At 61.5% G+C, this 21,657-nt stretch carries 15 protein-coding genes; 3 read left to right on the forward strand and 12 right to left on the reverse strand.

The annotated features are described in order from the left end of the window. Position 1: 1 nt before the first annotated feature. The 4 genes from gltB to lepA form a co-directional block, all read right to left on the reverse strand. Entirely contained in the window at positions 2-4,573 is a 4,572-nt protein-coding gene (gene gltB, locus WD012_RS07540) for a glutamate synthase large subunit (protein WP_339563133.1), read from the reverse strand. A gap of 179 nt (positions 4,574-4,752) precedes the next feature. Further along, positions 4,753-5,364: a sugar O-acetyltransferase gene (locus tag WD012_RS07545; RefSeq protein WP_339563134.1), complete on the reverse strand. Its 612-nt coding sequence runs from the start codon at positions 5,362-5,364 to the stop codon at positions 4,753-4,755. An 86-nt stretch (positions 5,365-5,450) separates the two neighbouring features. After that, positions 5,451-6,809: a radical SAM family heme chaperone HemW gene (hemW, locus tag WD012_RS07550; RefSeq protein WP_339563135.1), complete on the reverse strand. Its 1,359-nt coding sequence runs from the start codon at positions 6,807-6,809 to the stop codon at positions 5,451-5,453. Positions 6,810-6,835: 26 nt separating this feature from the next. Continuing rightward, entirely contained in the window at positions 6,836-8,716 is a 1,881-nt protein-coding gene (gene lepA, locus WD012_RS07555) for a translation elongation factor 4 (protein WP_339563136.1), read from the reverse strand. Positions 8,717-8,962: 246 nt separating this feature from the next. Between lepA and rpsT the strand changes: the two genes are divergently transcribed. Then, on the forward strand, positions 8,963-9,223 hold the full coding sequence (gene rpsT / locus WD012_RS07560; protein WP_339563137.1) for a 30S ribosomal protein S20: 261 nt from the start codon (positions 8,963-8,965) through the stop codon (positions 9,221-9,223). Between the two features lie 209 nt (positions 9,224-9,432). Here the strand turns inward: rpsT and WD012_RS07565 are convergent, their stop codons facing one another. The 3 genes from WD012_RS07565 to WD012_RS07575 all read right to left on the reverse strand — a co-directional run bounded on the left by WD012_RS07565 (position 9,433) and on the right by WD012_RS07575 (position 12,272). After that, entirely contained in the window at positions 9,433-10,155 is a 723-nt protein-coding gene (locus WD012_RS07565) for a trimeric intracellular cation channel family protein (RefSeq protein ID WP_339563138.1), read from the reverse strand. Between the two features lie 142 nt (positions 10,156-10,297). Beyond that, a complete protein-coding gene (locus WD012_RS07570) occupies positions 10,298-11,425 on the reverse strand; it encodes a branched-chain amino acid aminotransferase (RefSeq protein WP_339563139.1) in 1,128 nt (375 codons plus the stop codon). A 211-nt stretch (positions 11,426-11,636) separates the two neighbouring features. Beyond that, positions 11,637-12,272 carry a 50S ribosomal protein L25/general stress protein Ctc gene (locus WD012_RS07575; protein WP_339563140.1) on the reverse strand — a complete coding sequence of 212 codons (636 nt, stop codon included), beginning with the start codon at positions 12,270-12,272 and terminating at the stop codon, positions 11,637-11,639. Between the two features lie 319 nt (positions 12,273-12,591). Between WD012_RS07575 and WD012_RS07580 the strand changes: the two genes are divergently transcribed. Next, positions 12,592-13,602: an alpha/beta hydrolase gene (locus WD012_RS07580; protein WP_339563141.1), complete on the forward strand. Its 1,011-nt coding sequence runs from the start codon at positions 12,592-12,594 to the stop codon at positions 13,600-13,602. A gap of 325 nt (positions 13,603-13,927) precedes the next feature. On the opposite strand, the gene WD012_RS07585 is transcribed toward WD012_RS07580, so the two are convergent. Genes WD012_RS07585 through WD012_RS07595 form a run of 3 tightly spaced genes read right to left on the reverse strand, consistent with a single transcriptional unit; the run spans position 13,928 to position 16,825 of the window. Continuing rightward, the gene (locus WD012_RS07585; RefSeq protein WP_339563142.1) at positions 13,928-15,337 is read right to left on the reverse strand and encodes an NAD(P)(+) transhydrogenase (Re/Si-specific) subunit beta; all 1,410 of its coding nucleotides are present in this window, start codon (positions 15,335-15,337) and stop codon (positions 13,928-13,930) included. Continuing rightward, positions 15,334-15,657, reverse strand: a complete 324-nt coding sequence (locus WD012_RS07590) for an NAD(P) transhydrogenase subunit alpha part 2 (RefSeq protein WP_339563143.1) — start codon at positions 15,655-15,657, stop codon at positions 15,334-15,336. The genes WD012_RS07585 and WD012_RS07590 overlap by 4 nt, the downstream gene beginning before the upstream one ends. 1 nt (position 15,658) lies before the next feature. After that, positions 15,659-16,825: a Rossmann-fold NAD(P)-binding domain-containing protein gene (locus WD012_RS07595; protein ID WP_339563144.1), complete on the reverse strand. Its 1,167-nt coding sequence runs from the start codon at positions 16,823-16,825 to the stop codon at positions 15,659-15,661. 200 nt (positions 16,826-17,025) lie between these two features. On the opposite strand from WD012_RS07595, the gene WD012_RS07600 reads away from it, so the two are divergent. Beyond that, positions 17,026-19,068 (forward strand): AMP-dependent synthetase/ligase, encoded by a 2,043-nt coding sequence (locus WD012_RS07600; RefSeq protein ID WP_339563145.1) that lies wholly within the window; start codon positions 17,026-17,028, stop codon positions 19,066-19,068. Positions 19,069-19,160: 92 nt separating this feature from the next. Here the strand turns inward: WD012_RS07600 and era are convergent, their stop codons facing one another. Together era and WD012_RS07610 are read right to left on the reverse strand one after the other, a co-directional pair. Beyond that, complete coding sequence (gene era, locus WD012_RS07605; protein ID WP_339563146.1) at positions 19,161-20,144, reverse strand: GTPase Era; 984 nt, start codon at positions 20,142-20,144, stop codon at positions 19,161-19,163. Continuing rightward, on the reverse strand, positions 20,141-21,601 hold the full coding sequence (locus WD012_RS07610; RefSeq protein WP_339563147.1) for a hemolysin family protein: 1,461 nt from the start codon (positions 21,599-21,601) through the stop codon (positions 20,141-20,143). The genes era and WD012_RS07610 overlap by 4 nt, the downstream gene beginning before the upstream one ends. Between the last annotated feature and the right edge of the window lie 56 nt (positions 21,602-21,657).

Genomic DNA, 21,657 nt, shown 5'->3' on the forward strand with positions numbered 1-21,657 from the left:
GTCAGTGTGCTCCTTCCATGACTTGCTCGTAAACGTGCTCCCAAGCGCCTGGCGCATTGAAGTCGACGTTGTTGGCTTTTGCCTGTTCCATCGCCTTGGTCATGGCGACATAATGCTTCGGCGTCACGTGTGTGATCCGGGTGCGCGTGTGTTCCCAGTCATCCACGAGTCCCTGTACGAATGCTGATCCGGTCTCTTCGGCGTGACGTTTGACAAGATCATGGACGAGCTGCTCGTCTTCACCATCCAATGGCTCGAACAGCAGTGCACCGCTCTTGCGCGCGTCAGGATTGACCTGGCGCATGTCGAGGTCCAGCACGTAGGTGTCGCCGCCGGAGAAGCCGGCGCCGAAGTTGCGTCCGGTCGAGCCGAGAATCACGACGACACCGCCGGTCATGTACTCGCAACCGTGGTCACCCACACCCTCGACGACGAAGGTCGCACCGCCGTTACGTACGGCGAACCGTTCGCCTGCACGTCCCGCAACGAACATCTCGCCTGATGTGGCTCCGAAACCGGTGACGTTGCCTGCGATCACATTGCTATGCGGGTCGAAGGTGATATCGTGTTCCGGGCGGATGACCATACGGCCGCCGGACAGGCCCTTGCCGGCGTAATCGTTCACCTCGCCGTAGACGCGGATGGTCTCGCCACGCGGAATGAATGCACCGATGGACTGGCCGCCGGAACCGTGGAAGGTCATGTCGATGGTGTCATCGGGCAGGCCTTCGGCGCCATACCGACGGGTGATCTCATAACCGACCATGGTGCCGAGTGTGCGATTGACATTGCGAATCGGCATCTCGATGCGCACCGGTTCCTTGTGCTCGAGGGCGGGCTGGGCAAGTTCGATGAGCTTGTTGTCCAAGGCCTTGTCGAGCTCATGGTTCTGCTCGATGGTCTGATGCAGGATCGTTCCAGGGATGGGGCCGGGCTGCATGAGCACATTGCTCAGGTCGATGCCGTCGGACTTCCACCTGGCAACCGCCTCGTTCTGGTCGAGGCACTCGACATGGCCGACAGCCTCCTCAAGCGTGCGGAAACCGAGCTGTGCGAGGATCTCACGGACTTCCTGCGCAATATACATGAAGAAGTTGATCACGTATTCGGGTTTGCCGCGGAACCGGGCGCGCAGCTCCGGATCCTGCGTCGCGATGCCTTGCGGGCAGGTGTTCTTCTGGCATGCCCGCATCATCACGCAGCCTTCGGTGATGAGCGCCGCCGTGGCGAAACCGAATTCCTCAGCGCCAAGCAGCGCTGCGATCACGACGTCGCGACCGGTCTTGAGCTCGCCGTCGCACTGCACGACGATACGGGAGCGAAGACCGTTGAGCACGAGCGTCTGCTGGGTTTCGGCGAGGCCGATCTCCCAAGGAGTGCCGGCGTGCTTGATGGCGTTGAGCGGAGCCGCACCGGTGCCGCCGTCACTGCCGGAGATGAGCACCACATCGGCATGGCACTTGGCCACACCTGCCGCGATGGTGCCGACACCGAACTCCGAGACGAGCTTGACATGCACGCGCGCCTTCGGATTGGCCATCTTCGCATCGTTGATCAGCTGCTTGAGATCCTCGATGGAGTAGATGTCATGGTGCGGTGGCGGGGAGATCAGCTCGACGCCGGGTGTCGCATGACGGACCTTGGCGATCCACGGCGGCACCTTGGCGCCCGGCAGATGTCCGCCTTCGCCCGGCTTGGCGCCTTGGGCGAGCTTGATCTGCAGATCGGTGGCGTGGACGAGGTAGTCGCTGGTCACACCGAATCGCGCCGATGCGATCTGCTTGATCCGGCTGTATCGCAGCGGATCGTTGATACGGTCGTCGGATTCGCCGCCTTCACCGGAGTTCGACCGTGCGCCGATGGTGTTCATCGCGATGGCGAGCGTCTCATGGGCCTCCTGTGATATGGAGCCGTAGCTCATGGCGCCTGTGGAGAATCGCTTGACGATCTCGCTTGCGGGCTCGACCTCGGAGATGTCGATGGGCTTGCGGGTCTGCTTGAACTTCATGAGACCGCGCAGTGTCATGAGACGGTTCGAAGTATCGTTGATGTGCGCCGAATACTTCTTGAATAGGTTGTAGTCGCCGCGCTGGGTGGCCTGCTGGAGCAGGAAGATCGCCTCAGGGTCGTTGAGATGGTCTTCGCCGGTCCGCCGCCACTTGTAGTCGCCGCCGGTGCGCAGATTGCGGTGCGGACGGCTGGTCCACTGGTTCGGGTAGGCGACGCGATGCCTGATCGCCACTTCCTCGGCGATCTCGTCAAGGCCTGCTCCCCCGACACGGGATGTCGTACCCGTGAAGTACTTGTCGATGACCTCCTGGTTGAGGCCTACGGCCTCGAACAGCTGGGCTCCGCGATAGCTCATGATCGTAGAGACGCCCATCTTGCTCATGATCTTGAGCACGCCTGTCGACAGCGCGCGCGTCAGATTCTTGACGGCGGTCTGCGCATCCACCTTGAGATAGCCGGTGCGGGCGAGCTCCTCGACCGATTCGAATGCGAGGTACGGGTTCACACATGCCGCGCCATAGGCGATGAGCAGGGCGACATGGTGGATCTCACGCACATCGCCGGCCTCGACGGCGAGCGAGACCTGCGTACGCGTATGCTGCCGCAGCAGGTGATGCTGGACCGCGCTGGTCAGCAACAGCGACGGGATCGGACCCCAGGTGTGATCTGACTCACGGTCGGAAAGCACGATGAAGTTCTTGCCTTGGGCAATGGCATCATCCACTTCCTGGAAGATCTCCTCAAGGCGCTCCTCCAAGGCCTTGCCGCCGCCGGCGACCTGATAGAGGCCACGCACGACGAACGGCTTGTAGAAGCCGCCGAGGATCTTTGCCTTGTCCAGGCGCTTGAGCTGGGCCATCTGGTCAGAATTGATGACCGGCAGCGGGATGAGGATCTTCTTCGCGTGCAGCTCGGTGTCCTGCAGAAGATTCGCTTCCGGACCGATCGCCGACTCGAGGCTGGTGACGATGCGTTCGCGCTCCCAATCCAGCGGGGGGTTGGTGACTTGGGCGAATTTCTGGGTGAAATAGTCGAACAGCATACGGCTGCGCTTTGACAGCACGGCCGGCGGGGTGTCTGACCCCATGGAGCCCAAAGGTTCCTTGCCGGTGTTCGCCATAGGCGCGAGCAGAAGCTTCAGGTCCTCTTCGGTGTAGCCGAAAGCACGCTGGCGGCGCTGCACGGACTGGCCGAAGTGGCTGACGTGCTCGCGTACCGGCAGTTCGCTCATCTCGATCGAATTGCCTTCAATCCATGCGCGGTACGGGTGCTGCGAGGCGAGTTCATGCTTGATCTCGGCATCGGGGATGATCCGGCCTTCCTTGGTGTCGACCAGAAACATCTTGCCAGGTTCGAGACGGCCCTTGGCGACAATGTGCTCCTGGCCGATCTCGGGCACGACGCCTGCTTCCGAGGCCAGCACGAGATAGCCGTCATCCGTGACCTGCCAACGTCCCGGGCGGAACCCGTTGCGGTCAAGCTGGGCGCCCACCAGCGTGCCGTCGGTGAAGACGATGTCGGCAGGGCCGTCCCAAGGCTCGATCAGCGTGTTGTTGTACTCGTAGAACGCCTTGACATCGGGGTCGAGCGTATCGTCGTTCTCCCATGCCGGGGGCAGCATCATGAGCAGCGCATGCGGAAGGCTGCGGCCGGCGAGATGGAGCAGTTCCAGGCACTCGTCGAAGGTGCCGGAATCGGAATACCCCGGCGTGGCGATCGGCAGCAGCGGCTTGAACTCGCCGAGCAGTTCGGAGCTCAGACGGCCCTCGCGCGCGGACAGCCAATTGCGGTTGCCCTGGATGGTGTTGATTTCGCCGTTGTGGGCAATCAGGCGGAACGGCTGGGCCAGCGGCCAGCTCGGGAACGTGTTCGTGGAGAAGCGCGAATGCACGACGGCGATGGTCGTCTTCATGCGTTCGTCAAGCAGATCGGGGAAGAAGCTCGTCAGCTGCATGGTGGTGAGCATGCCCTTGTACGTGATGGTACGGGCGGAAAGCGAGGCGAAATAGATGCCGACCTCATGCTCGACACGTTTGCGGATACGGAACGTCTTGCGGTCAAGCTCGATGCCGGCGAGCCTGCCTGCCGGATCCGCGACAACCAGGGTCTTGAACGACGGCATCGAGGCCAGCGCCTGCAGGCCGAGCCCATCGGGCTTCGTCGGGACGACGCGCCATGCGAGGACTTCGAGCCCCTCCTCATTCACGATGTTGGCGATAGCCTGTTCCTGCTGCCCCGACGTGGCGATATCACGGTCAAGAAAAGCGATACCCGCCGCATAATGCCCGGCCTCGGGCAGTTCCATACCCGTTGTCGCGCGCATGAACGCATCCGGCATGGCCATGAGGATACCGGCGCCATCACCGGTATTCTCCTCGGCGCCGACCGCACCGCGATGATTGAGGTTGACCAGTACTTCGATGGCATCGTCGACGATCTTGCGTTCCGGACGCTTGTTCAACGTGGTGACCATGCCGACACCGCAGGCATCATGCTCTTGGGAAGGGTCGTACATGCCTTCCGGGCGATGAACCGTCAAATCTAGCGGGGCTTTGAACGTCACCGAAATCACCTCTCTTCAGGCAGGCTTTTGCCTGCGGCCAATACACTGCGTTTATAGGGTACAGCGCATGCCGCCCAAACATCACCGCATGTCCATATAACGGAGTTGAGCGCAAAAGTCAAGACCATGACTGCAATCCGACCGGCGGGACACGGATATGTACGTGTCCCGCCGGCGTGTCAGTAGTCTGTCACATCGAAACGGCGGTCCTTGAAATAATAGTCCCGGTCGTCTTCGGTGATCGCGCGTACGACGTGGCACGGATTGCCGACGGCGATGCAGTTGGCGGGAATGTCCTTGGTCACTACGCTGCCTGCCCCGATTACGACGTTGTCCCCGATGGTCACCCCGGGCAGTACCACGGTATTGCCGCCCAGCCAGACATTGTCACCGATGGTGACGGGGATCCCGTACTCATATCCGGAGTTGCGGCTCGCCGGGTGCACCGGATGGCCCGCCGTATAGATGGAGACGTTCGGCGCGATAAACACATGCGATCCGATGGTCACCGCCCCGACATCGAGAATGGTGAGATTGAAGTTGGCGTAGAAGTCGTCGCCGACCGTGATGTTCCAGCCATAATCGCAGTGGAAGGGCGGTTCAAGCCAGGCACGCGCGCCGACATGGACGAACAGCTCCTCCAACAGCCGCGGTACTCCCTCTGGCTGGAGATCAGGGGCCATGGTGTTGAGCTTATGGAGTTTTCGTTTGCACTCCTGATGCGCCTCGGGCAATCCATCAAGCCAGGCCTTGTAAGGCAGTCCTGCAAGCATACGCTCTCGCTGGTCCATGTCTCCTCCATTCCATCGAATGTGCGTCTGTGCGAAACCGGTATCGCCATGCTAGCTTCCTTGCAGTAAGGACATGCCCACAGCGTTCACGGCAGATAATCGAAGAGACGCTCGATGATGACATCGTTGAGCAATCGTCCCCGCAGCGTGGGCACCGCACGGGCCTGACGGGGTTCATGTGCGTTGCCGCCGGGTCTTGCCCCATACAGGGTCAGCAGTCCTTCGGCTTCAAGCCGGTGCCAGGCGTCCGCCGGAATCACCCCGTCGAAGCGGGAGGTGTCCAGCCCCTCGCGCAGACGCAGCCCGAGCATGAGCGTCTCCTCCATATCCGCGCGTGCCGAGATTCCCTCCGCGCCTTGCCATGGCACGCAGCCGGCCTGGAGCGATTGCGCCCACGCCCTGGGATGCAGGATATCCCACGCCCGTATGCCGACTGCCGAATTGCCCGCTTCGAATACCGCGTTCGCCTGCGCAAGCCCGTTTCCGGCTGTGTCGGCAGGCGCCACGCCGGCTGCAGCGGTTTTCCGGAACCCGGCATCGGCGTTGGAACGGCGGGTGGCGGATAGGGATGGTCCGTTTTCGCCCTTGACGGTGACGCCATGACGTAGCCCGTAGTGGGAGTGGGCCCCGGGTCCTATGCCCGCCCAATCCGCATTGCGCCAGTAACCGAGGTTATGCCTTGATTCATAGCCGGGGCGCGCCCAGTTGCTGATTTCGTACCAGGCCAGACCAGCTGATGACAGCCGTTCGGCGGCCATCTCGTATTTTGCGGCTTCATCATCGTCATCCGGACGCGGCAGTCTGCCCGATGCAATCAGACGGCCCATTTTGGTGTGCGGGGCGACGGTCAGCGCGTAGGCGGAAATATGGTTCACCCCAAGCGATACCGCGGCGTCGAGTGAGGCGGACCAATCCTCAAGGCTCTCCCCCGGCGCACCGTAAATGAGATCGACACTGGAGCGCATGCCGTTGTCGTCGGCTGCACGGATGCCGGCCTCGACATTCGCCGGGGTATGACGGCGATCCAATGTGCGCAGGACATGCGGGACCGCGGATTGCATGCCGAAGGAGATACGGTTGAATCCGCCTTGTGCCAGTTCGGCGATATAGGCATCGTCAACGGTATCAGGATTCGCCTCGGTGGTGATTTCCGCATCGTCTTGCAATCCCCAGATCCGTTGTACCGCCTGCAGCATGGCGACCAGATCACCGGAGGGCAGGATCGTCGGGGTCCCGCCTCCGAAGAACACCGAGCTTGCCGCGGGTTCCTCGACGCCGTGCTCCCGCTGCCATCGGGCGACCGATTCCATCTCGCGGATCGCCATGCCGGCGTACCGCTCGCGTGACGCACCGGCACCGAGATCCAAGGCCGTATACGTGTTGAAATCGCAGTATCCGCATCTGCGCAGGCAGAACGGCACATGGATGTACACCTCGAAGGTCATAGGGCCAGCCTCAGATGGATCGGGATTCAGTTGTCGGCCTTCTGGGCCGCGCGGATCTTGTCCTTCGTATCGCGGTCCGTGCCCGCCTCGCCGGTGGAAAGCGCCGCGATGAAGGCCTCCTGCGGGACTTCGACATGGCCGAGCATCTTCATGCGCTTCTTGCCCGCCTTCTGCTTCTCGAGCAGCTTGCGCTTGCGCGTGATGTCGCCGCCATAGCATTTGGCGAGCACATCCTTGCGCAGGGCGCGGATATTCTCGCGGGCGATGATCCGCGATCCGATCGCCGCCTGGATCGGGATCTCGAACTGCTGGCGCGGGATGAGCTCGCGTAGCTTCTTGGTCATCATGACACCGTACGAATATGCCTTGTCGCGGTGTACGATCGCGCTGAACGCATCGACCTTCTCCCCCTGGATCAGGATGTCCACCTTGACAAGGTCGGCCGCCTGCTCGCCATCCTCATGGTAGTCGAGTGAGGCATACCCCTTGGTACGGCTTTTCAGCTGGTCGAAGAAGTCGAACACGATTTCCGCGAGCGGGATCCGGTAGTGCATCTCCACACGTTCGGGGCTGAGGTATTCCATATCGCCCATTTCGCCACGATGCTCCTGGCACAGGTCCATGACCGAGCCGATGAACTCCTTCGGCGTGATGATGTCGGCGGCGACCATCGGTTCGACGATCCTCTTGATTTTGCCTTCAGGGAACTCGCTCGGATTGGTGACATGGTGGACGGACCCGTCTTCCGCAGTCACCTCATAGGGTACGCTCGGGGCGGTGGAGATCAGGTCGAGCCCGAATTCGCGTTCAAGGCGCTCCGAGACGATTTCCATGTGGAGCAGGCCGAGGAAACCGCATCGGAACCCGAAGCCCAATGCCACCGAGGTCTCCGGCTCATACACCAGTGCGGCATCGTTGAGCTTGAGCTTGTCCAGCGCATCACGCAGTTCCGGGAACTGTGCGTTGTCGATCGGGAACAGGCCCGCATACACCATCGGTTTCGGATCGCGGTAGCCGGGCAGCGGTTCGGTAGCCGGGCGGATTGCAGAGGTGATGGTGTCACCCACTTTCGATTGGCTGACGTCCTTGGCCCCGGTGATCACATACCCGACCTCGCCGGCGCCCAATGCCTTGGTGGGTGTCATGTCGGGGCTGATGACGCCGATTTCGATGGGATCGTGCGTCATGCCGATTCCCATCATGTGCAGTTTCTCGCGGGACTTGAGCTCGCCGTCGACCATGCGGATGTAGGTGACAATACCGCGATAGGAGTCGTAGACGGAGTCGAAGATCAGCGCGCGTGCCGGCGCTTGCGGGTCGCCGTGCGGCGCGGGGATATCCATGACGATGGTGTCCAGCAGATCCGCGACACCCTCCCCTGTCTTGCCGGACACGCGCAGCACGTCCTGGGGCTTGCATCCGATGAGTCCAGCGATCTCCTCGGCGTGCTTGTCGGGCTCTGCGCTCGGCAGGTCGATCTTGTTGAGCACGGGAATGATGGTCAGGTCATGATCGATCGCCATATAGAGGTTCGACAGGGTTTGCGCCTCGATACCCTGTGTCGCGTCGACCAGCAGCACCGCGCCTTCGCATGCGGCAAGCGCACGGGAGACCTCATAGGTGAAATCCACATGCCCGGGGGTGTCGATCATGCCGAGTGTATATTCGGTGCCGTCCACGGTCCACGGCACCCGCACCGCCTGCGATTTGATGGTGATGCCCCGTTCCTGTTCGATATCCATGCGGTCGAGGAACCGGTCGCGCATCTCACGCTGCGGGACGATCCCCGACAGCTGGAGGATTCTGTCGGCCACGGTGGATTTGCCGTGGTCGATATGGGCGATGATGCAGAAGTTGCGAATCAGCGACTGATCGGTAAAGCCGGGCTTGTTCTTCGGTTCAATCACTGAAAGTTCTCCTTCCCGGCGCCTGTCGCGCCGGCATTTGTCGACTGGTGTTGCCTTTTTGCCGATGCCTTGTCGCCGTTGCGGCGGTGTGCCGGCATCCTATTTGTCCTAGTCTACCGACTGTACCCGGCAAACGCATCTGCCTGCGTCATATGATACGCGCGTGCCGCCGGTCGCAAGTTATCCCGGTTCCGTGGTATCATAATCGCTCGTATGTCCTTATAGCAACCGTCGTTTGGAGTTACATTGGCAAACATCAAGTCGCAGAAGAAGCGCGTCCTGACCAACGAGAAGGCGCACAAGCGCAACGTGTCGGTGAAGTCCGGCCTCAAGACAGTCGTCCGTCGCACCCGTGAGGCTATCGCCGCGGGCGACAAGGCCGCCGCCGAAGAAGCGTACAAGCTCGCCGCCCAGAAGCTCGACAAGGCCGCGGGTGCCGGCGTGATCCACAAGAACCAGGCTGCGAACCGCAAGTCCGGTCTTGCCCGCGCCATCAACGCGATGTGATTTGGCTGCATGCCGCATCCGCCCGTGATGCGGCATGCATATGAGCCGGCAATCTCCGGTTCCACACGATGAGGGCCCCATGCTGTTCGATGCATGGGGCCCTCATCGTTCGCAGCTCGTATCATGTCGAATATGATGATGAAACGAGAGCATCATCCTCTGCTCTGCAAGTCGTGCCCGTCTCGCGGTGCCGCCTACCCGGCAGCCAATCAATTGCGGTCGACGCCGTCGTCTTGCCCATGCCGCCGGTGGATGGGCGAGACGATATCCACCGGCTTGTCGCGGGGCACTGCGCCCGGCAGCTTGATGTCGAACCGGACAGACAGCACGCGCATCAGGACGACCACGATGACAATGGCGATATCGAAGATGATTTCGCCTTGATAGGGAATAATCCCCCGGCCTTCGAGACGGTATGATACGACAGTCAGCATGCACCCGACCAAAGACGGGAACGCATACCAATGCCGGTCACGCACCGCCATCGGCACCTCATTGAGCAGCATGTCGCGTATCAGACCGCCCGCCAACGCGGTGAACATCCCAAGGAACACGGCGGTCATCCCGCTTGTGCCGTACATGAGCGCCTTCTGCGTCCCATTGACCGCGAACAACCCGAGCGCCAACGCATCGAGTACCAGCATGGACCATTTGAGCCGGTTCACTTCGGGATGGATGACCGCCACAATCAGTCCCGCGGCAAGGCAGGTCAGCACCATGGCCCGGTCCGAGATGCCGACAGGCGGTAGTGCACCGAGGATCACGTCACGGACGATACCGCCGCCAAGGGCGGTGAGCCATGCTGTCAGCACGATTGCAAACAGATCATAGCCCTTGCGAATGGCAGCGAGTCCTCCAAGCAGGCCGCAACAGAATACCGCCACGTATTCGATGCCCATGAAAAAGCCGTTGCTTTCCAATGTGACGGTCATGGTCACCTCTTCATTGCAATCAGTCGGATGCCGCGAGCGTGGTTACGGCATGTTCAAGTCGTACGTATACCAGAACAGGGCGACCCCCGAAGGGATCGCCCTGTTCTTCATGGCTTGTCGGCGTTGTCAATGAGAACGCGAATCAGCACACCTTCCACATCCAGTTGTGCGGATCTTCGATCTCACCGAGCTGGATGCCGAGCAGCTGGTTGCGCAGCTTCATGGTCAGCTCGCCCGAACCGCCATCGGCGACGGTCACATCGATCTTGTCGGACTTGAAGCGACCGATCGGCGTGATGATGGCCGCGGTGCCACAGGCGAACACCTCGGTGACCTCACCGGACTTGATGTCCTCGACCAGCTGGTCGAACTTGATCATGCCCTCGACCACATCATGGCCGTCATCCTGCGCCAGCTGGATGAGCGAGCGGCGGGTGACGCCAGGCAGAATGTTGCCGGTGAGCGACGGGGTCTCGAGGTGTCCGTCCTTGTGCACGATGAACATGTTCATGCCGCCGAGCTCCTCAAGGTAGGTCTTGGTCGCGGCATCGACGAAGCACACCTGCTCGCAGCCGTTCTTGATGCCCGTGTACTCGCCGAGCAGCGAGGCGGCGTAGTTGCCGCCGCACTTGGCGAAACCGGTGCCGCCGGGGCCGACGCGGAACCACTTGTCTTCGATCCAGATGCTCACCGGCTTCACGCCACCCGGGAAGTACGGGCCCGACGGGGAAGCGATTACGCAATAATCGACCTCCTTCGGCGCGCGCACACCGAGGAACGGCTCGGAGGCGAACATGAACGGACGCATGTACAGGGTGTACTCGCGGCGGGTCGGCACCCAGTTGGCATCACGACGGACCAGTGCCGCAACGGAACCGAGGAAATCGTCGACCGGGAGCTCAGGCAGGTACAGGCGCTTGGCGGAATTCTGGAAACGCTCGGCGTTCGCGTCAGGGCGGAACAGCCAGATCGAGCCATCGGCATGATGGTAGGCCTTCAGGCCTTCGAAGCATTCCTGTGCGTAATGCAGCACCGAGGCGCCTGGATCCATCTTCAACGGGCCATACGGTTCGACACGGCGATCGGACCAGCCTTCGCCTGCGGTCCACGTCATATGGGCCATGTTATCGGAGAAAATCTGGCCGAAAGCCGGCTTGTCGATCAGCTCCTGACGCTTGGCGTCCGAAGCCGGGTGATCGTTCGGCAGGACGGTGAATTCGTCGGCGAGCTTGTTCAGTTGCGCTGGATCATGATGTGATTGTTCAGTCATAGTAACTTCTTCTTGAATCAACCGTTATCACGGCTTTGCGTGTAATGCGCTGGCGCTTCTGGCGCCGGCTCTGGCATTTACTTTCGCACACGTCGGCGACGAGCATGCTTGAAAGTTCACAATATGAAAAAGCGGGGGCCGCCGATGTGGCAGACCCCCGCCTTATGTCACGGGAGGACGCGAATCACGCCGTCGTGCCTCTCCCCCACGCTCACTTGGCGTCGGTGGCGGCGTCGGCGGCCGGCGCGGCGTCGGCGGCAGGAGCCGCAGCCTCAGCGGTCTCGGCGGTGGATTCGGTGGCGTCTTCCGGCACCTCGACGGTGACGACAGACTCTTCCGGATCTTCGATGTCAAGCTCGGCGCCTTCCGGCAGGGCGATATCCTTCGCGAACACCTTGGTGCCGTCGGTCATACCGTCGACATTGACCACGATGCGCTCCGGCAGGTTGGAGACGTCGGCACGCACCTTGAGCTCCTGGATGTCGACGAACGCGACGGCGGCGCCCTTCGGCGTGCCCTCGACGAAGACCGGCACCTCGACGTCGATCTTCTCGCCGGCCTTGACCTCATAGAAGTCGACATGCTCGACGATGCGCTTGACAGGATTGCGCTGGACATCCTTGACGACGGCGATCTTGGAATCGTCGCCGAACTTGATGGTGAACAGCGCGTTGGTGTGGCGCAGCGCCAGCGTGGTCTCCTTCATCGGAAGGGTGACGAACACGGGGTCGTTGCCGCCGGCGTAAATCGTCGCCGGAATCTTGTTGGCCACGCGAAGACGTCGGGCGACGCCCTTGCCGAACTGGTCGCGGACTTCGCCTTCGAGGGTGATGGTATTGGTTGCCATGCTGGCTCTCCTTACTGGTTACTTGGTCGTCAGCCGGTCCGGAGGCCCGGGCCGGGTGTTGTTTCGGCGCGCCGACGCGCCGATTCCAAGCACCGGAAGTACTTTGCCATCAGCCGAGTCGATTACGGAGGTCGAACCTCCCTCGCCAAAGCGTGGCGGACAAGTCCGCCAAAGCAACAGATTGTATTATACACCACCGCCGGACGGAACTGCGCCCCGATGGCGGAACGATGGCGGAACCCCGCATCGCCCATTCAATCGGTGCGCCATGGACAGCCATACAATAGAAGGAGCACTGTAAGCGGGAGAAGGAATGCATATGTCTTTACAGACGACGACAACAGTCAGACATATCGGCCAGGGCGCCGCCGCCTCCATGGCTGCGGTCGGCACGGCCACGCTCGCCCTCGGCGGGCTGGCATACCGTTTTGCCTGCGATACCCGCTCCCCCCTGTTCGTCAAGAACAGCAAACGCGCCAACGAGGAAATCAGCGGACAGCTCCTGCAGAGCAATGATGCCGAGCAGCGTGCAGGCTCACGGTGGTTCGACGACACCCGACAATCCCTGACCACGTACAGCGAAGACGGGTTTCGTCTGCACGCATGGGTTCTGGATCCCGATTGCGCCCACCCGCGCCCGCACACGTATGCGATATGTTGCCACGGGTTTTGCGGCGAGCCCCGGGAGATGGCAAAATACGCCTTGCGATACGCGAGGATGGGATGCACGGTGATCATTCCCGCCATGCGCGCCCATGAACGAAGCCAAGGAAGATACGTGGGGCTCGGATGCCTCGACCGGCGTGATGTGATGTGCTGGGTCAATGTGATTGTACGTGCCGATCCTGACGCCTCCATCATCCTCCATGGCAATTCGATGGGCGCTGCCGCCGTGATGCTTGCGGCCGGTGAAGCCGATCTGCCTCGGCAGGTCGCCGCAGTCGTGGAAGACAGCGGATATGCGAGCGTCGACGACCAGTTGCGCTTTGTGGCGAAGACCATGCTGAACATGCCCCGCGTCATCGGGTTGCAGACCGTGGCCGCCATGAACTTCTCCGCGCGCATCCATACGGGATCGGACTTTCGCGCCGGAGATTGCCTGGCGGCGGCCCGTCGTATGCCCATCCCGCTGCTATGCATCCACGGCCTGGATGACACGATGGTGCCCCATGAGTTTATGGACAGAATTGCATCGGCGTACCGGGGGCCATTGTGCAGGACACTGGGCGTGCGCGGGGCAGGGCACACCCTGGCGGCGAGTACCGCGCCTGACGGGTATTGGCGCACTGTCTCACGGTTCCTGCAAACGGCGTTCGCCATGCACGCGTGACCCGCACCGGGGACGGGAGACAGGGCGCAAAGGAACGGCGGCGATTGCTGGCCTCGCTTTTGAATGAGGCCCGCAATCGCCGCCATATCACACACACGAACCGGCTTTTGGCCAGCCTATGTGGGCATCAGCTTGGAATGTTGTACATGCATATCTGAACTGCTGCAAAGCATACATGCTGCGTTCCGCCGCGGTCCCGATATGTCCACAACGTGGCCGTGGTTTTGGAACATGTGCGCCAACCACATCCGTATCACAACGCCGTGGGCCCGGGTCGGCCGTCATGTGCCGACCCGGGCCCACAGGCCCGCATACCCGGCGTATGTCAGGCAAGCAGCTCCTTGACTGCCGCGATAACCGCCTGGAGACCGGCCTTGGCGTCCCCGAACAGCATCTGCGTGTTATCTTCGAAGTAGAGCTCGTTCTCGATACCGGCGTACCCGCGGCCGCGGCCGCGTTTCATGACCACGACATGCTGCGCCTGGTCGACATCGAGGATCGGCATGCCGGATACCGGCGTTCCCGGCCGGCGCGCCGCCGGATTGGTGACATCGTTCGCGCCGACGACCAGGGCGACATTCGCCGAGGGGAACCGCGGATTGATGTCATCGAGGTCGACCAGCTCATCGTACGGAACGTTGGCCTCGGCCAACAGCACATTCATATGTCCAGGCATACGCCCGGCAACGGGATGGATGGCGTAGGAGACCTCCACGCCGTGCGCCTTGAGCAATTCGCCCAGGTCGGCGAGCTCACGCTGCGCCTGCGCCTGCGCCAGACCGAAACCGGGAACGAAGATGACTTTTTCCGCGTAGACCAGCTGTACCGCCACATCGTCCGCGGTGGTCTCCTTCATGGTGCCTTCGGGCCCTTCCTGCGATGATGCGGACGCCGATGCACCCCCGAACCCGCCGGCAAGCACGCTGTGCAGCGGACGGTTCATCGCCTGGGCCATGAGAATGGACAGGGTGACACCCGCCGCACCGACCAGGGCACCGGCGACGATCAGCGCGACATTGTCGATGGCCAGGCCGCTCATCGCGACCGCCGTACCCGTGCACGCGTTCAGCACGGATATGACCACGGGCATATCGGCGCCACCGATGGGAATGACGAATACCAGGCCATACACCAGTGCGAACAGTGTCGTCAGTACCGCCCACAGCAGACGCTGGCTGGGTTGGGCGCACAGCAAGACGAATGATACGACAGTCAATACGATGAACAGCACATTGAGCAGGCCCTTGCCCGGCAGAGTGAACTTTCGCAGGAACTTCACGCCCTGGAGCTTGCCTGCGGCAACCAGGGAACCGGTGAAAGTGACCGATCCGATGACCACGCCGAGGCCTGCGGTGATGAATACGACCAGGCTTGGCGCGGATTGCGGGGTCAGGATATCGTTGAGCGCGACCAACGCGGCTGCACCGCCGCCGACCGTGTTGAATATCGACACGAGCTGCGGCATGTCGGTCATCTTCACCCGCTTTGCGCTCACCACACCCGCCACGGCGCCGATGATGATACCGAGCACCAGCAGGGCGATCGCGATATTCGACCGGTATCCGGTGATGAACAGGTGGATGAAAGCCATGAGCACGGCGATGACCATGCCGGTTGCGGAAACCCGGTTGCCCCGACGGGCGGTCTTCGGCGAATTCATGAAATGCAGGCCGATGACGAACATCACGGCCGACAACAGGTATACGAACCAGGTTACGGTATCGATGGCGTTCACTTGCCGACCTCCTTGTGTTCGTCGTCATCCGTCTTCGACGTCTTGGAGCTCTTGAACATCTCGAGCATGCGGTCGGTGACGACATAGCCGCCGACCACGTTCATCGTGCCCAGGATCGCCGCGAGGAAGACGAATACGTAGGCGAGCGGCGTATCCGCCTGGGCTGCTACGATGACCACGCCGACGATGACGATGCCGTGGATGGAATTCGCGCCGGACATCAGCGGCGTGTGCAAGGTCGCCGGGACCTTGCCGATGACCTCGACGCCGATGAGCAGCGCCAAGACAAACAGGGTGATGGATACAACGAGCGGGTCCATGTCACTCCCCTTTCTTTTCCGATACGTTCGATTCGTCTGATTCGGCCCGGCGACGGCCGGCCACGACCAAGGCGTCGTCGATCTCGTCTCCCGGTGCGGTCTGGAGCCTGCCATTACGCACGAAATGGGACAGCACGTCCGCGACATTCCTCGACAGCAGGTTCGACGCGGTATTCGAGACCTCTGAAGCCAGCGTCGGGGCGCCGATGACGGTAACGCCGCCTTCGGTAACCCGGGTGCCGATTCGCGACCCCTCGACATTGCCTCCCAGTTCACTGGCGGCGCAATCCACGACCACGGCGCCACGGTGCAACGCCGCGACGCCCGCTGCGGTGAGCAACACGGGGGGCTTGCGCCCTGGAACCTTGGCTGTGGTGATGACGATGTCGAACTGCGCGGCCTTCTCATCCACGGCCGCCTGCTGCGCGGCCTGTTCCTGGGCGGTGAGCTGACGGGCATAGCCGCCTTCCCCCTGGCCTCGGGAGAAATCGAGTCCCAGATCAAGGAACTTGGCTCCCAGCGATTCCACTTCGGCCTTTGAAGCGGGGCGCACGTCATACGCGGTGACGACGGCACCGAGTCGGCGGGCGGTGCCAATGGCCTGGAGGCCGGCGATACCGGCGCCGAGCACCAGGACCTTGGCCGGACGAATCGTGCCGGCCGCCGTGGTCATCATCGGCAGGAACGAACGGTATGCGTTCGCCGCGACCAAAGCCGCCTTGTATCCCATCACGGAGTTCTGCGACGTCATCTCATCCATGGATTGCGCGGCGCTCAGCTGCCGCGGCAGACGCTCGATGGCCACGGCGGTCAGGCCGGCAGCCTGGAGCGAACCGATGTATGCGTCATCCGTGAACGAACCGAGCATGCCGATCACCCATTGCCCCGCATGCATCGCGGCGATCAGGTCGGCAGCTGGTCGGGATACGAAACCGAACGCGTCACACCGGGAAAGCAGCGTGGGGCGGTCGGCCACCGTCGCTCCGGCGTGCTCGTAATCGGCATCGGTGTATTGTGATGCGTTCCCGGCATCGTGCTCGACCATGCAGGCCACGCCTTTCTTGCGCAATCTCGCGACCATATCCGGTGTCAGTGCCACGCGTTGTTCTTGTTCCGTTGTCTCGTTGAAGACGCCGAACAGCACGCTGGCTTCTGGTTGTGCAGCCATAGCAGCCCTTTCTAGCTCCATTACTATGTACGCGTACAAGGTACGTGGCTAGTGTACCGTACGCGGGGCGGTCCGCCGATACGATGTCCGGCAATCGGCCGCAAGACGCACCGGGCTACGGCACCGTAAGGTGACGGGACGGATGATTTCGACTACTATCAAAAGGTTGATAGATGTAGCTGAAGGCCAAGGAGCAAGACGTGTCTCTACTGAATTCCGTCAAACAGCAGACGATGAGAATCACTCGGAAGGCGTTGCGCCTTGGAGGGGATTTCACCCATCCCGTCAGCGATGACCAGCCGGGCGACCCTGACTACATTGATGCCCAGGACATCGACGAAAGCGACATGCCGGTCAATCTGCCGAACAGCGCGGAATGGGGCCCCGGATATCCGACCACGACGTTCATCGACCAGAAGACCGGATGCCTGACTTCGACGACGGCGGGCAATCCCCCGCTTGACGACGGGTGGAGCATCTACGACATTTACGCCGACCGCGCCAAGCGCATGGGCGACAAGCCCCTGTACACCTTCAAGGTCAATGGCGAGTGGATTACGAAAACAGCCGACGAGTTCCTCCATGAGGTTCGCGTGACCGCCAAGGGGCTGCTGCACTACGGCCTGAAGAAAGGCGACGGGGTCGCGTTCATGTGCCGTACATCCTACGAATGGGATGTGTTCGACGCCGCGGTGATGGCGTGCGGCGGCGTGCTCGCCACGATCTATGACACTGATTCGGCGGAGCAGATCCGCAATATCGTCGACAACTCCGATGCCAGGTTCCTGGTCGTCCAGACCACCGAGATGCGTGACAAGGCCGACGGGGCGCTCGAGGAATGCCCGACGCTCGAGCAGATCTTCTGCTTCGAGACGGGCGGGCTCTATGAGCTGCAGGCCTATGCGGACGCGGTAAGCGATGAGGAGCTCGACGCGCGTATCGAATCCATCAGCAAGACCGACCTGTGCTCGATCGTCTACACGTCTGGTTCGACCGCGGCGCCCAAGGGTGTCGAGATGACCCATGAGGATTATTGCGCGACCGCCTTGAACCTCCCGGACTATATGCCTGACCTGCTGCACAATCCGAAGAACACGATCCTGCTGTTCCTGCCGCAGGCGCACTCGTTCGCACGCGCCATCAACTACATCTGCGTGGCCAGCCAGCTGCATATCTACATCGCAGAAGGCATCAAGACCATGATCGGCGATTTGCAGGTGTCACGTCCATCGGCGATGATCGTGGTCCCGCGTGTGCTCGAGAAAATCTACAACGCCGCCTCACAGAAAGCCGGTCATGGTGCCAAGGGCGTGATGTTCGCGGCTTCGGTCGTCACCGCGCAGAAGTATATGAAGGAAATCAGCGACCAGGGCAAGGCCTCCACGCTGACCCGCATCGAGCGCACGGCGTACGACCCGCTCGTCTATAAGTCCTTGCGCGAGGTGCTCGGCGGACGCGCCCAATGGATTGTGACCGGCGGAGCGCCGCTCGACCCGGATCTGCTCGCGTTCTTCCGCGGCGCCGGCATCCCCGTATATGAGGGCTATGGGCTGACTGAAACCACGGCGCCATGCGCGTTCAACCCGCTGGGTGTCCCGTTCCATGAGGGATCGGTCGGCATCCCGTTCCCCGGATTCTCGATCCGTCTCGCCAAGGACAACGAGATCCAGGTCAAAGGCGCTTCCGTCTTCCATGCATATCACAAGAACGAGGAGGCGACAGAAACCTCGTTCACCGAGGATGGATGGTATGCGACCGGTGATCTGGGCCACCTGGATGACAATGGTTTCCTGTATATCATCGGCCGCAAGAAGGACCTCATCATCACCGCCGGCGGCAAGAACGTCTCCCCCGGCCCGATCGAGGAGACGATCCAGCGATGCGAATTCGTCTCGCAGGCGCTCGTCCTAGGTGACAAACGGCCGTTCATCTCCGCGCTGATCACCCTCGATGAGGCATCGCTGCGTCCATGGCTCAAGGCGAAGGGACTCAATCCGGACATGACCATGCAGGAAGCCGCCGATAACGCGGTGGTACGCGCCGAAGTCCAGAAGTACGTGGATATGGCCAATGAAGGGGTCTCCCGCGCCGAATCCGTGCGCAAGTTCATTATCCTTCCGGAGGAATTCACGCAGGAGAACGGCCTGCTCACCGCTTCGATGAAGGTCATCAGGCCGAAGGTCATCAAGCGGTATTCGACCCTGCTCAATACGCAGATGTACACCAAGCGCAAGCAGCAGTAATACCGACGAAATGCCGGATTATGGTGGTGGCCCGCACACGGGTATCGTGTGCGGGCCACCACCATATTGATTCGGATTTCCCCGTCAAGCGGTCAGAATCCCAATCGTTCAAGTTTCTTCGGGTCGGATTGCCAGTCCTTGGCGACCTTGACGTGAAGGTCAAGCTTGGCCTTCTGCCCGACAATCCGGTTGACGGGTGTCCGCAGCTTCTTGCGGACCCTGACCAGATGTTCGGCCTTGTGCCCGATGATAATCGGTTTCTGCGAATCGCGCTCCACGTAGATGGACACCAGCACGTGAGCCTTGCCGTCGCTTTCGGAATCGTCCGGATCCGGATATTCGATGTCGTCAACGACGACGGCGAGCGAGTGGGGAAGCTCGTCGTCAAGCTCCTCGAGAAACGCCCCGCGTACCAGTTCGGCGATGGTCGATTCCGGACGTTCCTCGGTGATCTGGTCCGCCGGATACATCTGCGGGCCTTCAGGCATGTTCTCGATAAGCACGTTGCGCACTTCCGTGACATTGTCGTATTCGCGTGCACTTACGGGGACGATATCGGTGAAATCGGCGAATTCGTTGATCTCGATGAGTTTGGCCATGAGCTCCTGGCGATTGAGCTCATCGATTTTGGTCACGATCGCGATGAGCGGGATCTTCCAGGCGAATGACCCGTCCTCGCGTTTCTTCGCGAACTGGGCTCGCAGACGGCTCAGGATCCGCTTGTCGCCCGGTCCTATCTCCTGGTCGGCCGGGAGCAGGAACGCGATCTCATCGGCGTCCGCGAGCGATTCCTCGACGACATCGTTCAAGCGCTGACCGAGGAGCGTACGCGGACGATGGATACCTGGGGTATCGACAAGGACCAACTGGGCATTGTCCGTGGTGACGATACCGCGAATCGCTTTTCGCGTCGTCTCGGGACGGGAGGAGGCGATGGCGATCTGGGTGCCCACCAGCGCATTGATCAACGTCGATTTGCCGACATTGGGGCGTCCTACGACCGCCACGAAGCCGGATCGGTACACCTCATGCCCCTTGACCGGTTGTTGTCCGCTGTTGCTGGCGCTTTCGCTCATGCTGCTCCTTGTTCGTATCTGGTCGTGTCTGTCCCGACGGGTGTCGCGTGTTCCGGCTGCTGCGAACCACGACGTTCCGCCGCCGCATTGCCGGACTGCTGCCCTCCAGTGTCCTCGCTGGGCTCGACGTGTGCAGGCTCCACGACGATGGTTGAGACCTTCTTGCGGCGGCCGGCCGAATCCACTGCGGTCAGCCGCAGCCCGCGTGTCACCGCGGATGCTCCGACGATCGGGACCCTGCCCAGCAGTTTGGTAAGCAGTCCGTACACGGTGTCCACGTCATCCTCGTCGATATCGACTTCGAAAATATCCTCGAGATCGGCAATCGGCGTGCGGGCCGGCATACGCCACGTATGTTCGCCGACCTGGACGGGTTCCCCGTGCTGGGTGCGGTCATGCTCATCCTCCAGTTCGCCGACGATCTGCTCGATGGCGTCCTCGATGGTGACCATGCCGGCGATGCCGCCGTATTCGTCGACGACCACGGCGACATGCTGCCGGGTGCGTTGCATCTCGTGGAACAGGTCATCGACGGGCTTGGATTCCGGGACCAGCATCGGGTCGCGAATGATGCTGTCCACGTTGCGTGTAATCGCATCGGGGTTGAATGCGGTGGCACGTACCGCATCCTTGAGATACGCCATACCGACCAGATCGTCGACGTCCTCCCCGATCACAGGGACACGGGAAAAGCCGGACCTGGAGCAAAGCTGCAGGAAATCACGCAGATCGCGGTTGCGCTCGATGCAGATCATGTCCGTTCTCGGCACCATGATCTCTCTGGTGAGGGTCTCGGACAGGGTCAACACATTGCGCAGCATCTCCGAGACCTCGGGATCGAAGTCATTCGCCTCCACCAGGCGGTCGATAGTCGCCCGGCCTTGTTCCAGCTGAAGTTTCTCCAATTCCTCATCATCGGAAAGCTCCGAGGATTCGTGATGATGCCGTTTGGACACCTTGGCGCCGCCGACCGCCGCGAACGGGGTCAGCGTGACCGCAATCGACACCGCCCGCACATGGCGCAGCATGATGTCGACCGGTTTGACGGCACCGGCGGAACGCGGCCGAACCAGCATGGAGACGGCACCGATCAGGATACCGGCGATCACACCGCTGAGCAGTTGCACCCACAGCTGCCCGCCGCATAACGACACGATGGAGGCGACCAGCACGCCATCGGCGACATTGCACACGATCCTGACGAAGGCGCAAGACCCGGATGTCGCGAATCGATCCGCGATCAGCCCCTGGACCCGATGGATCTTATCGATCTTCTTCATCCGCGAGAACTGGGTGAGTTCCTGGTCGGTCTGGCATTCGAGAATGCGATTGTTCAAACTGGCGCGTGTCACACGCGAGACCGCGCCTTCGGCGGCCGCCATGGACAGTGACAGCCATACCAGCAGCGCCGCGACGATCGCAAGCACCACGATTACCATGATTGTCGTCATATCCATATGGTGTCTCCCCCTCCGAGGGTGTCATCTGCAATCACTGTTCTAGTGTTATATAT

The organism is Bifidobacterium thermophilum (assembly GCF_037482445.1).
GTDB lineage: Bacteria > Actinomycetota > Actinomycetes > Actinomycetales > Bifidobacteriaceae > Bifidobacterium > Bifidobacterium thermophilum_B.

What these genes read in the sequence shown, in the direction of transcription:
- WD012_RS07545 (WP_339563134.1), bottom strand. Translation starts at nt 5,364, where the DNA reads ATGGACCAGCGAGAGCGTATGCTTGCAGGACTGCCTTACAAGGCCTGG.
- hemW (WP_339563135.1), bottom strand. Translation starts at nt 6,809, where the DNA reads ATGACCTTCGAGGTGTACATCCATGTGCCGTTCTGCCTGCGCAGATGC.
- WD012_RS07565 (WP_339563138.1), bottom strand. Translation starts at nt 10,155, where the DNA reads ATGACCGTCACATTGGAAAGCAACGGCTTTTTCATGGGCATCGAATAC.
- WD012_RS07570 (WP_339563139.1), bottom strand. Translation starts at nt 11,425, where the DNA reads ATGACTGAACAATCACATCATGATCCAGCGCAACTGAACAAGCTCGCC.
- WD012_RS07575 (WP_339563140.1), bottom strand. Translation starts at nt 12,272, where the DNA reads ATGGCAACCAATACCATCACCCTCGAAGGCGAAGTCCGCGACCAGTTC.
- WD012_RS07580 (WP_339563141.1), top strand. Translation starts at nt 12,592, where the DNA reads ATGTCTTTACAGACGACGACAACAGTCAGACATATCGGCCAGGGCGCC.
- WD012_RS07590 (WP_339563143.1), bottom strand. Translation starts at nt 15,657, where the DNA reads ATGGACCCGCTCGTTGTATCCATCACCCTGTTTGTCTTGGCGCTGCTC.
- WD012_RS07595 (WP_339563144.1), bottom strand. Translation starts at nt 16,825, where the DNA reads ATGGCTGCACAACCAGAAGCCAGCGTGCTGTTCGGCGTCTTCAACGAG.
- era (WP_339563146.1), bottom strand. Translation starts at nt 20,144, where the DNA reads ATGAGCGAAAGCGCCAGCAACAGCGGACAACAACCGGTCAAGGGGCAT.
- WD012_RS07610 (WP_339563147.1), bottom strand. Translation starts at nt 21,601, where the DNA reads ATGGATATGACGACAATCATGGTAATCGTGGTGCTTGCGATCGTCGCG.